Source organism: Bacillota bacterium (assembly GCA_013178305.1).
GTDB lineage: Bacteria > Bacillota > Sulfobacillia > JABLXB01 > JABLXB01 > JABLXB01.
In genome coordinates this window covers 1-14,392 of the sequence record JABLXB010000006.1, presented here as the reverse complement: position 1 = coordinate 14,392, position 14,392 = coordinate 1, and the positions used below count along the sequence as shown (strand labels likewise).

The 14,392-nt window shown below is 61.6% G+C and carries 13 protein-coding genes; 9 read left to right on the top strand and 4 right to left on the bottom strand.

All coding sequences use genetic code 11. The features are described 5' to 3' along the window. Window positions 1-117: 117 nt before the first annotated feature. The 3 genes from HPY55_11940 to HPY55_11930 are packed head-to-tail and all read right to left on the bottom strand — an operon-like array spanning window position 118 to window position 2,494. Complete coding sequence (locus HPY55_11940) at window positions 118-699, bottom strand: response regulator (GenBank protein ID NPV71336.1); 582 nt, start codon at window positions 697-699, stop codon at window positions 118-120. After that, complete coding sequence (locus HPY55_11935; GenBank protein NPV71335.1) at window positions 671-2,140, bottom strand: histidine kinase; 1,470 nt, start codon at window positions 2,138-2,140, stop codon at window positions 671-673. Before HPY55_11935 ends, HPY55_11940 begins: the two co-directional genes overlap by 29 nt. Before the next feature lie 15 nt (window positions 2,141-2,155). Further along, window positions 2,156-2,494, bottom strand: a complete 339-nt coding sequence (locus HPY55_11930) for a BMC domain-containing protein (protein NPV71334.1) — start codon at window positions 2,492-2,494, stop codon at window positions 2,156-2,158. Window positions 2,495-2,696: 202 nt separating this feature from the next. On the opposite strand from HPY55_11930, the gene HPY55_11925 reads away from it, so the two are divergent. From HPY55_11925 to HPY55_11890, 8 genes are all read left to right on the top strand, one after another. Then, on the top strand, window positions 2,697-3,608 hold the full coding sequence (locus HPY55_11925; protein NPV71333.1) for a hypothetical protein: 912 nt from the start codon (window positions 2,697-2,699) through the stop codon (window positions 3,606-3,608). A gap of 70 nt (window positions 3,609-3,678) precedes the next feature. Continuing rightward, entirely contained in the window at window positions 3,679-4,605 is a 927-nt protein-coding gene (locus HPY55_11920; protein NPV71332.1) for a DUF2935 domain-containing protein, read from the top strand. A gap of 115 nt (window positions 4,606-4,720) precedes the next feature. Beyond that, window positions 4,721-5,830, top strand: a complete 1,110-nt coding sequence (locus tag HPY55_11915; protein NPV71331.1) for a sigma 54-interacting transcriptional regulator — start codon at window positions 4,721-4,723, stop codon at window positions 5,828-5,830. Between the two features lie 5 nt (window positions 5,831-5,835). Next, complete coding sequence (locus tag HPY55_11910) at window positions 5,836-6,477, top strand: sigma-54-dependent Fis family transcriptional regulator (GenBank protein NPV71330.1); 642 nt, start codon at window positions 5,836-5,838, stop codon at window positions 6,475-6,477. A 304-nt stretch (window positions 6,478-6,781) separates the two neighbouring features. Beyond that, on the top strand, window positions 6,782-8,347 hold the full coding sequence (locus HPY55_11905) for an acyl CoA:acetate/3-ketoacid CoA transferase (GenBank protein ID NPV71329.1): 1,566 nt from the start codon (window positions 6,782-6,784) through the stop codon (window positions 8,345-8,347). Window positions 8,348-8,359: 12 nt separating this feature from the next. After that, on the top strand, window positions 8,360-9,100 hold the full coding sequence (fabG, locus tag HPY55_11900; protein ID NPV71328.1) for a 3-oxoacyl-ACP reductase FabG: 741 nt from the start codon (window positions 8,360-8,362) through the stop codon (window positions 9,098-9,100). 70 nt (window positions 9,101-9,170) lie between these two features. Continuing rightward, the gene (locus tag HPY55_11895; protein ID NPV71327.1) at window positions 9,171-10,451 is read left to right on the top strand and encodes a GntP family permease; all 1,281 of its coding nucleotides are present in this window, start codon (window positions 9,171-9,173) and stop codon (window positions 10,449-10,451) included. A gap of 99 nt (window positions 10,452-10,550) precedes the next feature. Next, a complete protein-coding gene (locus tag HPY55_11890) occupies window positions 10,551-11,726 on the top strand; it encodes an acetyl-CoA C-acetyltransferase (GenBank protein NPV71326.1) in 1,176 nt (391 codons plus the stop codon). Window positions 11,727-11,833: 107 nt separating this feature from the next. On the opposite strand, the gene HPY55_11885 is transcribed toward HPY55_11890, so the two are convergent. Beyond that, complete coding sequence (locus HPY55_11885; protein NPV71325.1) at window positions 11,834-13,009, bottom strand: class I SAM-dependent RNA methyltransferase; 1,176 nt, start codon at window positions 13,007-13,009, stop codon at window positions 11,834-11,836. A 229-nt stretch (window positions 13,010-13,238) separates the two neighbouring features. On the opposite strand from HPY55_11885, the gene HPY55_11880 reads away from it, so the two are divergent. Continuing rightward, a complete protein-coding gene (locus tag HPY55_11880; protein ID NPV71324.1) occupies window positions 13,239-13,850 on the top strand; it encodes a hypothetical protein in 612 nt (203 codons plus the stop codon). Window positions 13,851-14,392 lie beyond the last annotated feature (542 nt).

The following is a 14,392-nucleotide window of genomic DNA, read 5'->3' as shown; positions in this document are numbered from 1 at the left end:
CGCCGACGGTCCCGTTGCCTCAATTGTCCGATTCGCCTATTCTACGCGATACTTCGAAATCCCTTCTGGGTCCCGCCAGATCGTCGGGGCGAGGGGAAAACCTGCTTGTGGGGGATCTCACTGGTCAATGAGTTTACTGAGGATTACGGCTTCCGCGATATCCCTGACCGGCTTCCTGGAATCCATGCTGGCCCGCAGCATCCTCCGGTGGGCTTCGTCCTCTGATATCCCGTATTTTTCCATGATGATGCCCTTTGCCCTGTCAAGGCTCTTTCGTGCCTCCAACCTGAGGGAAAGCTCCTGGGTCCTTTCCCTCAGCCCGCAGAGCTCGCTGAATCGTGCCAGCGCAACGCGGATAGCCGGCATCACATCGCTGTCCTTGATGGGCTTGACCAGATAACCGTGCACGCCAATATCCGCAGCCTTCTCCACCACATCCTTCTGGCTGTAAGCAGTCAGTAGTAGCACCGCGCACTGTGTCTCCTGGGCCAGGACTCTGGATGCCTCAAGCCCATCCATCTCGGGCATCTTGACGTCAACGAGAGCGAGGTCGGGCTTCAGACACCTGACCAGGTTGACGAGGGTTACGCCATCCCCTGCCTCGCCGACCACCAGGCACCCCTCTTCCTCGAGGAGCTCCCGCAGGTCCATGCGGATGATGGGTTCGTCATCAGCGACGACCACCCTGATTTGCGCCATCGCCAAACACCTCCTGAGACTCCACCGTTTTCGGAAAGGTAATGTGTATGTGAGCGCCGCTTACATTGGAGAACCTGATCATGCCCTTGAGGTCTTCTTCGACCAGCGCATGCACGATACTCAGCCCGAGGCCACGCGACTTCCTTATCGAGAAGTGTTCGGGGAAGCCCCAACCATCGTCATGAACTTCGATGGACACTATCGAAGCGCTATCCCTGAAGACAATGTTTATCGAGCCCTCTTTGCGCTCCCCAAATGCATGGTCTATCGCGTTGTGCACGAGCTCGTTGATGATTAGCCCGACGGAGGTTGCCTGCTTGCTGGTCAACACGATCTCGTCGCCCGATATGTTCGTGACGATGTTCCTGTCCGGCTCTATCATGGTGCTCTTGAGCATCTGGGCGATTTCCTGGGCGACTTCCTTGACGTTTATCATCTCGAGGCCTTCCCTGGAAAGCACTTCGTGCACTATAGCGGTGCTCATGATGCGGTTGATCGAGTCTGCAAAGGCTTTCTTTACCGAAGGTGAATCGACTCGCCTCTGCTGAAGCCTGAGGAGGCTGGCTATCGTCTGAAGATTGTTCTTGACCCTGTGGTGAATCTCTTGTATGACCGCGGACTTGACCATGAGTTCCTTTTCTTTGCTCCTGATTTCGGAGATGTCCCGGATCAGCATGATGTAGCCCACGACTTTCGCGGCCCTGAGCAACGGCAGGGCCTTGATCAACAGGACGAGGTTACCAACGTTGATTTCCCGTGTCACAAAGGTGCCGTCCTCGAGCAACGCCTTCGCAATGGACGAATCCAGGCTCAGGTCAGTGAGCTTGCGGCCGATCACGTCATTGTGAATACCCAATTTCTTGTAGATACTGACAGCAATCGGGTTTGCATATGTCACGACACCTTCGTGGTTTGCGACTACCAGAGCGTCCATGAGGATGTCGGGGAGGGCCCTGTCCTGCATCGCCACCTGAAGAAGTGTTTCCGTCAGTTGCTCCGCAGTTTCCACGAGCAGTTCGACCTGCGCCTCAGTCCTCACCTGCTCGGTGATGTCTTGCTCCATTATGAGGGTCCCTATTGTCTGGCCCGGCGGATTCAGGATAGGAACAACGCTCTGCTTAATCGGGATACCTTCCTGTGAGGTGCCCCTCATGCCCAGCGTAAGCTGGCCTGTTTGCTGGGTCCTGATCACCGCCGGTTCATTCTGCTTCAACGCAAGCTGGCCCACAACAGAGGTCCTGTATAGAGAAGGCGCTGTATGAGGCTTAGCCTCGGCGATTACCACCGCGACATCCGGATCTCTGGTAGCGCAGTCAATAAAGAAGTCGGCCTGGGTGATGTCCGCCATGCTCTGGAGGTTCGCGGCCATCTGCTCAATGATGGCTATGTCCTCATCGTTAAGGTTCGTGTGCTCCACGCACAGTTCGCGGATTATTCCCACGCGCTCATCCCCCCTTCACGACCTGGTCACCATCGCAGACGTAAAGCCGAGGACCCTGGACAGTACGCTGCCAACCTGGTTTAGGGCGGCCTCGACCGCGGATACATCCCCGCTTATCACGAGAGAACCCGTGAACCTGTCGACGAAGCCTATACGGACCACCGCCGCCTTGGTCGCTACATCCGCGGCAATGATCGCCCCCTCCCCGGGAGTTATGGTTACGATTCCTATCGCTTCATGGTCGTTCAAGCCGATTTTCGAGGAAAGGGATGCGTTAGGGTGCGCTATCAGGTGAAGGAGGGTGACCTGTTTGCCGGGTACATACTCTTGAATGACCCGTTGCTTCTCGCTCATGGCGATTACCCCTCAGCATTTCGAATTTCTGGATTCAGTTTTTTACCATTCTACACTGTACACCTTGCCTTCCTTCCTGGCAGCAGCAAACCCTATGTGCCACACGTAACGAATGACAACTGGACTGCTAGGAACGGGTTCACATTATGTGGATGGTGGCATGCCATCCCGTGGAGATTCCCAAAACGGAACATGCCACGTGTTGGCCCCCAGTTCACCGCGCCTCTTCACGCGTCGCCCCTCCGGCGGTGGGTGCGGTTCGACGTCTGTAACAACCATCCACGTGGTCGACCCGAAGAACCCGGGGGCGGTCGATGAGATAATACACCTGGGCGACTACTGGAACGAGGACGAGCTCCGGAAACACCGTGACGAGATTATCGCCTGCAACAGGGAGGTCGGCCGCTGCTTCGAACGGGCCTACCGCTTCCTCCGCGCAGCGAAGGCGGTCTACGACGACTGGGAGGCCGCCAACCTCGAGGGCCTGGACTTCGGCAAGGCCAACAAACTGGCCGACGACCTCATATGGGAGATATTCGGCCTTCAGAGGGTTTCGCACAAGGTCGGCCGAGACAGGCACCTCTTCGCCAGTGCGATAACCCCCAACGGCCTCATGAACTACCTCGATACCATAGTCGGCCGCTGCCGCAAGGTCTACGTCATCAGGGGAGACCCGGGCACCGGCAAGTCCGTCGTCATGGGCAAGGTCGCGCAGGCCGCCCTGGAGCGGGGTTACGACGTCGAGCTCTACCACTGCCCGCTGAACCCCGAGAAGATCGAGCACGTGATGATCGAGGGCCTGGGTGTGGCGCTCGTCAAGTCGATCGAGCCTCACACGTACCTCCCATCCCCCCACGACACGATAATCGACATGAACGAGTTCCTCTCACCCGAAGTGGTGAAGAAACACGCCGCCCTGACAGTCGAGGACTCACGACTCTTCGCCGACCTGTTCGGTCGCGCGGTGTCGTTCATACAGCTTGCCAAGGAGGTCCACGACCGGATGGAGGGCTACTACACGCCCGCGATGGACTTCCAGGGCATATCTGCACTCCGCGAGCGCACGCTCGAGCGGATACTCAAGTACGCCGACGAGGCGAGGCCGTGGCGGTAAGAACCCGGCGCAATACCTTATGTAACGAATATAATGTCATGGAAACACCTTTGAAGGGAGGTATCGCGCCTTGCCTGATCTTGCCTGTAAAAACGGCGTGAGCCCGGGGCACTTTCCCGTCGCCGGTTTGGCCAACGTACTCCCGCAGGCCACGCTGCAAGACATGCCGTTCTTCACCGGCATAATGAGGGACCACGCGCTCCTCATACGCAGCGGTGTAGACCCGACTCAGGCGACCGTGGTGGAGCAGGCGGAGTGCTTCGCGGGCGTGCTGAACCCGCTCGTCGCCGAAACCTGCTTTTTCCCGCCGATGGCCCACCCTGCGGCAATACTCATGCTGATCCAGGAGACGCTGCCGCCCGTAGTGGGGCTGCGCAACTTCAAGGTCGCCATCTACGAGGCAATCAAGGAAGGGCGTGCACTGGGGGGTATCGTTCCGCCGCAACTCATAGATCACATAAGGCGTGAGGCTGACTGGTACATTGGGCTGCTCGGCCACAACCTGTGCATGCCCCCGGTCACCCGCGGTACGCTCGGGTTGTGCGACGGCAGGGATTCTGCGTTCACCCTGCCGAGGGCGGCGCTCGCGTTCCTGCCGCCGGAGGCCGTCACCGCTGCAACCCTGGAGGCAATCCAGTTCTGGGCGAGGATCCACGCCGAGCACGCGGAGGTCCTTGCTTCCGAGACGATCCCCGTAGCCCAGGAGCGACTGCGGAGGGATCTCACGCGCTTCGCTCCGCCGATGTACGAACTCGTGCGGGCGGCGCGCGCCGCCGAGTGCGGCCGGAGGGATCCCCACCGCCCGATCAAGCGCGCCATCAATCTGTCGTCGAAATGGGTCTGTTTCCTGAAGTCAGTTGTGGAGGCCGTCATAGCGGGCGACGTCCCGATGGGCCACACCAATTTTTGGCCCTTGCTGGCCGACCACATTTACCGCGAATCGCAGTACTCGCTCGACCTTTTCCGCCTCGGGCACACAGCGGTAACCCGGTCCTGACACTGCGGCATCTGGCCGCCGACCCGGCGCCCCATCGCGGGGCGCCTTTTCGTTGGTATTCTTCTTGCAAGGAGATGGGATAGCCTGATGAAATAGAAACACCGGGGGGATTGGCATGGCCGGGCGACCGGGTTCCGGCAGTCCTCCAAAAGAAGTCCTGCAGGCAATATACGACTCCTTCATAAACGGCATCGTCGTGATAGACCGCAACGGGACGATTTCGGCGTTCAACCGCGCAGCCGAAACCCTGACCGGTGTGCGGGCCGAAGACGCCCTCGGCAAACCGATCGCGCAGGTCATCCCCAACAACGGCCTGCTTCGGGTGCTGGAGCACGGCCACGCCGAGGTTGCCCAGACGATGAATCTGGGCGACAACACGGTGATGGTCAACCGGGCCCCCGTATTCAAGCACGGTCGCATTGACGGGGCGGTCGCTGTTTTCCAGGACATCAATGACCTCCGGCCCCTGGCGGATGAACTCGCCTCGGTCAAGGCCTCTCTCGAGACCCTCGAGACCATCGTGGACAACGCGTGGGATTGGATCGTCGTCGTGGACCGCGACGGCATAATCACCATGATCAACGACGCGTACTGCGAGTTCCTCGGGGTCACGAAGGAGCAGGCGACAGGCACCCACGTGACCAAAATCATCGAGAACACGCGCATGCACATTGTCGCGCAGACCGGAGTCGCCGAGATCGGTCACGCGCAGAAGATCAAGGGGCAGGAAATGATATGTATGCGGGTCCCGATAAAGAAGGACGGCCGGGTGATAGGCGCCGTCGGCAAGTCGATGTTCAAAGATGTCGGCGAGCTCCGGCAGCTAGCACAGCGCCTCCGCATCCTCGAGGGTAAGGTAGCGTACTACGAGAGGGAACTCCCCGGCATCCGCAGCCCACGCCACACGATGGACGACATCGTCGGTTCCTCGCCAACCGGCAGGGAGGTCAAGGAACTCATACAGAAGGCGGCGCGCCAGTCGAGCAATGTCTTGCTCACCGGCGAGACCGGCACCGGTAAGGAACTTGCCGCGCACGCCATCCATGCCCTCAGCCCGAGGGCGCAAGGCCCGTTCATCAGGGTGAACTGCGCAGCGATCCCGAGGGACCTGCTCGAATCGGAGCTGTTCGGATACGAGACGGGGGCCTTCACTGGAGCGAGCAGGGGCGGAAAGCCTGGACGGTTCGAGTTGGCCGCGGGAGGAACGATATTCCTCGACGAGTAGGCGACATGCCCATTGAAATGCAGGCAAAACTACTGCGGGTGATCCAGGAGAAGGAGTTCGAGCGCGTCGGAGGCATACAGAGCATCCGGACCGACGCCCGCATCGTATGCGCCACCAACAAGGACCTTCCCGATCTAGTAACCCGGGGGAAGTTCCGCCAGGACCTGTACTACAGGTTGGCAGTGGTCGTCATCAATATGCCGCCGCTCCGGCGCCGGCGGGAGGATATCCCGCTTCTCGTGAGCTACCTCGCGGGGAAGATCGCAAACGAGGCCGGCGTCACACCCAAGAAGGTATCCCCCGCCGTCATCGAGGTATTCAGGCGGTACGAGTGGCCGGGCAACGTCCGAGAGCTATGCAACGTCCTCGAGAAGCTCATGAACGTGGTCGAGGGTGATGAGATCCGCGCCGGCGACCTGCCGTTCAACATACGGAGGTGCACCGCCACAACTGCCGGTTCCCGGGGCACGGGCCTCAAGAAAATCGTGAGCGACACCGAAAAGGACGCGATCCTGGATGCCCTCCACGCGACCGGCGGAAACCGCAAGCAGGCTGCGGCGATGTTGGGCCTCGCCAGGTCCGCATTCTACAGGAAGATGCGGGCACACGACCTCATTAAACCTCCTCCGCCAGGACACACCGCCTGAATCCTGCGTGACCATCCCAGGTTGCCTCACCGCTTTGCAGATCGCGGTGTCCCACATGCGGTACATGTCCAGCATAATGGACACCTTCCCCCACCTCCTCACCCCAACGCGCCTCGACAGGTCGTTTAGCCGCGCAATTCTGCAGTCCCCGGCCTCCCGGGTTGCCCGCGAATGTCCCTGATTTAGGACACACCGCCCGCCGAAAACCTTGTCACCAGCGCTGTGCGGGATGGCACGCCATTTGCTCTACAGTATCCCCGGGTGCGCGCGACCCAAAATCCCGGATTCCAGGAGGGGGGATACGATGTCGAAGATCGTCTCGGTTGAACAAGCCCTGTCGCTGATCAAGGATGGCGATACGATCGCCACCTCAGGGTTTGTGGGCATTGGACATCCCGAGGAACTCACATTGGGCCTCGAAAAGCGGTTCCTCGAGACCGGTTCGCCCAGGAACCTGACCCTCGTATACGCGGCGGGCCAGGGAGACGGCAAAGACAAGGGCATGAACCATTTTGCCCACGACGGTATGGTCAAGCGTGTGGTGGGCGGCCACTGGAACCTGGCTCCGAAACTCGGGAAGATGGCCGTTGAGAACAAGATCGAGGCCTACAACTTCCCGCAAGGTGTCGTGACCCATCTCTTCAGGGACATTGCTGCGGGCAAGCCCGGCACTATCACACACGTCGGCCTCAAGACGTTCGCGGACCCCAGGGTGACGGGCGGGAAGCTCAACAGCGTGACGAAGGAAGACCTGGTCGAGGTCATCACGATCGGGGGGCGGGAGTGGCTCTGGTACAAGTCGTTCCCGATCACGATCGGCCTTATCCGCGGGACGACTGCGGACGAAAATGGCAACGTCACTCTGGAAAAAGAAGCCCTCCACCTTGAGTTCCTCGCGATTGCCCAGGCAGCGAGAAACAGCGGCGGCAAGGTGATTGTGCAGGTGGAACGCGTGGCGCAGGCGGGAACCCTCAATCCCAAGGCAGTCAGGATCCCCGGCTGCCTCGTGGACGCGGTGGTCGTCGCCAGGCCCGAGAACCACATGCAGACGTTCGGCGAGCTGTACAACCCCGCCTATACCGGCGAGTGCAAGATTCCCGTGAGCCGGATTCCGCCGCTGCCGCTCGATGAAAGGAAGGTAATCGCGCGGCGCGCCGCCCTCGAGTTGAAGCCGGGAGCCATAATGAACCTGGGCATCGGCATGCCTGAGGGCGTGGCGTCGGTGTGCGCCGAGGAAGGAATCAGCCACCTGTTCCTGCTTACGGTCGAGTCCGGCCCCATCGGCGGCATCCCGGTCGGTGGACTCAGTTTCGGAGCGGCGATCAACCCGGAGTGCGTGGTAGACCAGCCTAGCCAGTTCGACTTCTACGACGGCGGCGGCCTGGATATCTCGTGTCTCGGGCTAGCCCAGGCGGACGAGAGCGGCAGCGTCAACGTGAGCAAGTTCGGGCCGAGGATCGCCGGGGCGGGCGGGTTCATAAACATCTCCCAGACCGCCAAGAAGGTGGTCTACTGCGGTACCCTGACGGCCGGAGACCTGGTCCTCGAGGTCAAGGACGGCAAGATCAACATCGCGCGCGAGGGTAAATTCAAGAAGTTCATCAAGCAGGTTGAGCACATCACGTTCAGCGGTGACTACGCGCGCGAGAAAGGCCAGGCCGTCGTGTACGTGACGGAGCGGGCCGTGTTCAGCCTCAAGCCCGATGGGTTCTACCTTACGGAGATCGCGCCCGGCGTCGACCTCGAGCGTGACGTCTTGAACCAGATGGAGTTCCGGCCCAGGATAGCATCGGATCTCAAAGTCATGCCGGCCAGCCTGTTCGGGGAAGGGCTCGTGGGCCTTGCGGATCATTTCAGGAAGATCGGGTAAGGGGGTAACGGGGTGAGACTCAAGGATAAGGTCTGCGTCATCACGGGCGCGGGCAGGGGCATCGGAAAGGAAATAGCCGCGACGTTCGTCGCCGAGGGCGCCAGGGTTGTCGTCTGCGAGGTCGACGAGGCGAGCGGCGCCGGCGTGGCTAACGAACTGCGATCGGCCGGGAAAGAGGCCGTGTTCCACAAGGTTGACGTGACCGACCGCGCCTCGATCAAGGCCATGGTTGACGTCGTGCTGGCAGAGTACGGCCGGATCGACGTGCTGGTCAACAACGCCGGCATAACCGCGGACGCCCTCCTCGTGAAGATGGGCGAGGACCAGTGGGACAGGGTCATCAACGTTAACCTCAAGGGGGTGTTCAACTGCACGCAGGCCGTTGCACCGGCCATGGTCGCGCAGGGCAAGGGCAAGATCATCAACATCTCGTCGGTCGTCGGTCTCTATGGCAACTTCGGGCAGACCAACTACGCGGCCACGAAGTCCGGTGTGATCGGCATGACCCGGACGTGGGCGAAGGAGCTCGGCCGCAAGGGGATCACCACGAACGCGATTGCTCCAGGTTTCATCCTGACCGAAATGGTCCTCAAGATGCCTCAGAAAGTACTCGACGTGATGGCGGAAAAGACGCCTCTCGGCCGCCTCGGGCAACCGAAAGACGTCGCCAACTGCGCGCTGTTCCTTGCGTCTGACGAGTCGGACTTCGTGAACGGCGCGGTGCTCTCCGTGGATGGGGGCATCGTGTTGTGACGCAGGCCCCTGCCCTCACGGGTAGGGGTGTGTTCCGATCCAACGAATACAACACAAGGGAGGCTAGAAAATGCTCTGGGGTATCATCGTCGGACTCGGACTATTGATGTTCACTTGCATGAAGGGGGCGAGCATAATCGTCGCCAGCCCCGTCCTGTCCGCCCTGGTTGCAGCCACGGGCAGGGTTGACATCCTCAAGGTGTACACCGACAGTTACATGACTGGCGCCGCGAACTACTTCAAGAGCTGGTTCCCTACCTTCTTGCTGGGCGCGCTGTTCGGCAAGATCATGGATGACACCGGCGCGGCCGCCGCCGTCGCGCACTGGATCGTTAAGACCATAGGGAAGGAGCGCGCGATACTCGCGGTGGCAGCCGCGACGGCCGTCTTGACTTACGGCGGTATCAGCCTGTTCGTGGTCGTTTTCACCACGTACCCGCTTGCGCTCGCCCTCTTCCGGGAGGCGAACCTCCCGCGGAGGCTGATCCCGGGCACCATCGCGTTCGGCGCATTCACTTTCACGATGACGGCCATCCCGGGCACGCCGCAGATCCAGAACATAATCCCGACGAAGTACTTCGGAACAACTCCGACGGCCGCTCCTATAGTTGGCCTCATCTGCGCCGCGTTCATCGCAGGAGGCGGCCTCTGGTGGATGTACAGGCGCGCGTCCGAGGCGAGAACCAAGGACGAGGGCTACACCCCGCCGGAGAAGGAATCCAAGGCGCCGACGGATCCCTCCCAACTGCCCAATGCGGCGCTGTCCATCCTTCCCCTTGTCTCGGTCGTCGTGCTCCTTAACGTCTTCAAGATGGATATCATCGTATCACTGGCCGCCGGCGTGCTCCTGGCCCTGGTCCTGTTCTTCAAGCGTATGGCGAACCCGCTCGCCTCACTGAACCAGGGCGCGACAGGGTCGCTGCTCGCGATCATGAACACCTCCTGCGCCGTCGGTTTCGGCACCGTCGTCCGCGCCGTGCCGGGCTTCGCAGACCTGGTCAAGGTGCTGAGCGGCGTCTCCCTGGGCAATGGCCTCATATACGCGTTCATCGCCGTGAACGTGCTGGCTGGCGCCACCGGGTCCGCCTCGGGCGGCATGAGCATAGCGCTGGAGGCCCTGTCCAAGCAGCTCCTGGCTACCGGGGCCAACCCGAACCTTCTCCACAGGATCACCAGCATCTCGTCCGGCGGGCTCGACACCCTGCCTCACAACGGCGCGGTGCTGACCCTGCTTGCGGTCACCGGTATGACGCACAAGGATTCCTATATCGACGTCTTCATGACAAGTCTCCTGATCCCGGTACTGGCAGGTGTCCTTGCCATTATCCTGGGCTCGATCGGCCTCGTGTGACGCGCGGTAACCGCAACTCTAAGTGGCTCGGCCCGGTAGCCTCTCCGGGGGCGCCGGGCGGGCCGCGACGAAGGACCAGACGGAAAGGGGTGGTTTCTTTTGAGGCGTGCCGTAATAACAGGCGCGGCTAGAACGCCGATAGGCACATTCGGCGGTGCCCTGTCAACGGTTTCCCCGATCGACCTGGGCGTTGTGGCAGTGAAGGAAGCCATGGCGCGGGCGAAGGCGGCCCCTGAAGACGTCCAGGAGATCATCATGGGTCAGATCCTCCAGGCAGGGCTCGGCCAGGGTCCGGCCCGCCAGGTGGGCGTCAAATCCGGGATCCCGGTGCACGTCCCGGCGATGACCGTCAACAAGCTGTGCGGCTCGGGGCTAAAGTCGGTCGCGCTGGCAGCGCAGTCCATCCAGGACGGAGAGGCTGACGTTATCGTCGCAGGCGGAATGGAGAACATGAGCCTGGCCCCGTATCTCCTGCCTAACGCGCGTTACGGCTACAGGATGGGGCACGGCCAGATCGTCGACACCATGATCAAGGATGGCCTCACGGACGTATTCAACGACTACCACATGGGTATCACGGCCGAGAACCTCGCAGTCAAATACGGCATCAGCCGCGAGGAACAGGATGAGTTCGCCCTGTCCAGCCAGCAGAAGTGCGCCGCAGCGATGGCCGCCGGCAAGTTCGTGGACGAGATCGCCCCGGTCACGATTCAGTCCAGGAAGGGCACGATCGTGGTGGACAAGGACGAGCATCCGAAGCCCAACACGACCAGGGAGCAACTTGCGGCCTTCAAGCCAGCATTCAAGAAGGACGGCACCGTCACGGCAGGTAACGCGTCGGGGATCAATGACGGCGCGGCGGCTGTCGTGGTCATGTCGGAGGAGAAGGCCTCCAGGATGGGGGTTCAGCCGCTGGCGACCATAGCCGGTTGGGCCACGGCGGGCGTCGACCCCTCCATCATGGGGATAGGCCCTGCATACTCCACCCGGAGACTGCTTGACAAGACCGGCCTGAAGCTCGACGACATGGACCTCATCGAGGCGAACGAGGCATTCGCGGCGCAGTCGCTGGCCGTGGCCAGAGAGCTGAAATGGGACATGTCGAGGGTCAACGTCAACGGCGGCGCCATAGCGCTCGGCCATCCAGTCGGGGCAAGCGGCGCGAGAATACTTATCACTCTCCTCTACGAGATGAAGAAGCGAAGCGCGAAGCGAGGGCTCGCCACGCTGTGCATCGGCGGTGGAATGGGTATATCGATGATCGTCGAGATGTAGTCTTCCCTCTGGTAAGGTCAACGCCCGGCCGTTATCGCGGTACACGGGGTGTTCCGCGATAACGGCCGGGCAAGCGGCAGAACGCACCAAGCCGGAGCGTGGTTTTGTTACTCCGAAGGCCCCGCGGAGCCTGAAGCCGTCCTGGGAGGACGCGGTCCGAAGAACTGGTAGTAGTGGCATTCAATCCGTCCGTTGTAAAGCTTGCGCTTCTTGTCCGCAAGGCGTCCGAAAATACGCTCGAACCGGGGATGGGGTGAAAGGATGTAAAGGGACCACGTGGGAATGGACGAGAACACCCTGCCCATCGACCTGTAAAGGCTCTCGGCTTCGCGCAGCTCGCCCAGGCGCTCGCCGTACGGTGGGTTGCATATCACGCAGCCGTACTCGGCGGCCACCTTCAGGTCCTCCACCCTGGCGTTCGTAAAGCGGATGACGCTTCCAAGCCCGGCCAGCCCCGCGTTTTCCCTCGCGAGGCCGACAATCCCCGGATCCGCATCAGAACCGTAGACCTCCAGGCGCCCATCCCGCCGCTCGAGGTCGCGCGCTTCGGACCTCGCCTCGATCCATAGATTCCTGGGCAACGTCCTCCAAGACTCGGCCGCGAACGCCCTGCGGAGCCCCGGAGCGCGGTTGAGCCCGATCAGGGCGGCCTCGATGGGTATCGTCCCCGACCCGCACATGGGGTCGAGCAGGAACCTGCCAGGCCGCCACCCGCTGAGGAGCACCAGCGCCGCCGCCAGTGTCTCCTTTAGCGGCGCTCCCCCCGCAACCTCTCGGTACCCGCGCTTGTGCAGGCCAGCGCCGCTCGTGTCTATTGTGAGCGTCGCCACGTCCTTGAGCAGGGCGACCTCCACCGCATACACCGGCCCCGTCTCATCGAACCACGACCGCCTGTACCGGCGCTTCATACTCTCGACTATCGCCTTTTTGACTATCGCCTGGCAGTCCGGAACGCTGTGGAGCGTCGACCGTACCGACCTTCCTTCAACGGGGAACCTGCCGTCTTCCGGTATCCAGTCAGCCCAGTTCAATACCCTGGTCTTCTCGAACAGCTCGTCGAACGATCGCGCCTCGAACTCCCCGACTTTCAGCACCACCCTGTCCGCGGACCGCAACCAGAGGTTCGCCCTGCATATGCCCGAAAGGTCAGAGGAGAACGCCACCCTGCCGTTCAGGGTCTCCAGGTCGGTATAGCCGAGCGACGAGAGCTCGCGCGCGACGACGGCCTCAAGGCCGAAAGCGGCGGTCGCTATGAGCTGCACCTTCTCGAGACGGTTCGACATCCGCGGACCTCCATGTTCCAGACTGCACTCCATGTTCTTCGCCAGCGCTCCCTATCCTTCACCGGCCCACCTCACACCCTCCCTGCGCCCTGCTCCTACCCCCCACGCCGGTGCGGGTTCGCGCGCCGGCCTGGTAGTGCTCCCGGGCTTGAAGGTGAAACGCCGCCGGGGCCGAATGGTGGGCTTAGTATCAGCCTGCGGAAACGTTCTAAGTCAGGGGTGAGCCAGATTGGAATTCCGCGAGGTAGTGAATGGCAGGAAGAGTGTGAGGAAATTCCGGCCCGATCCGGTGCCCACGCAGGACGTGCTGGACGTGATCGGCGTGGCGGTGCGCGCCGCCAACGCCGGGAACAAGCAGAACTGGCGATTCTACGCCGTCTCCAACCCCGGGATGATCGCCGGGATGCGCGACGCGGTAGATTCGGAGATCAAACAGATAAAGCGGGCGGCGGGCAGGAGCCCCGACTCGGACAGGTTCTCGATTTTCTTCGGCGAGGCGCCCCTGGTGATCGCGGTTGCATCGAATCCATATGAGTCGTCGATGGACAAGTTGATGGCCGAGGCGGGCATGCCGGAGGACGAGAGGATCAGGCGGCGGCAAAGGCCGGACATCCAGAGCATCGGCGGATGCATACAGCTCCTGCTCTGCGCGGCGCACGAGAAGGGATACGGCGCCTGCTGGATGACCGCGCCGATGGTGGCCAGAGACCAGCTGGAGAAGATTCTCGGCATTGAACCACCAGCGGAGCTCTGCGCTCTCATACCGGTGGGGAAACCGGCGGAGGACCTCCCGGGGACGTCGAGGTGGCCGCTGGAGAAAGTGGTGACGCTCATCGAGTAAGCGCGCCCGCAGCCCCATGTTAACCATATCAAGCATTCCGTAAACATGAGTGCGGTAACCTCTATTGACGCGTGCCCCGTACGCGTGATAGCATACCACCAATACCACGAAGGTTCGCGCGATGATTGGAGCTAGTAGGCGCAGCACCACCGGCTGAGCGACCCGGGGACGGTGAGAGCCCGGGGCCGGCAGGAGCGACTGAATGGATCCAGGAGCCGCGTGTCCGAACGCCAGTCCAAAGCCGGGATGGGCCAGTAGGGCGCGCCGGAGATCCACCGTTAAAGGGAGAGGGTATAAGGGGCAGATTGCCCCCGTACCTGCAACGAGCGAGGCCGGGGAGAACTCCATCTGCGATCCCCGGACTAAGCGGGGTGGCACCACGGTCGAAACCCGTCCCCAATGGGACGGGTTTTTGTGTTGTGCGCCCGGCAGGGCGCGTTCACTAGTGGGTGAGAGTCCCATACAGGCCCGACAGGGGGAACTGTTAGCCGGACGGCAAGGGTGTCCACTGTGAGGTGGAATCTGGAGGAAGCCGCAGGCAA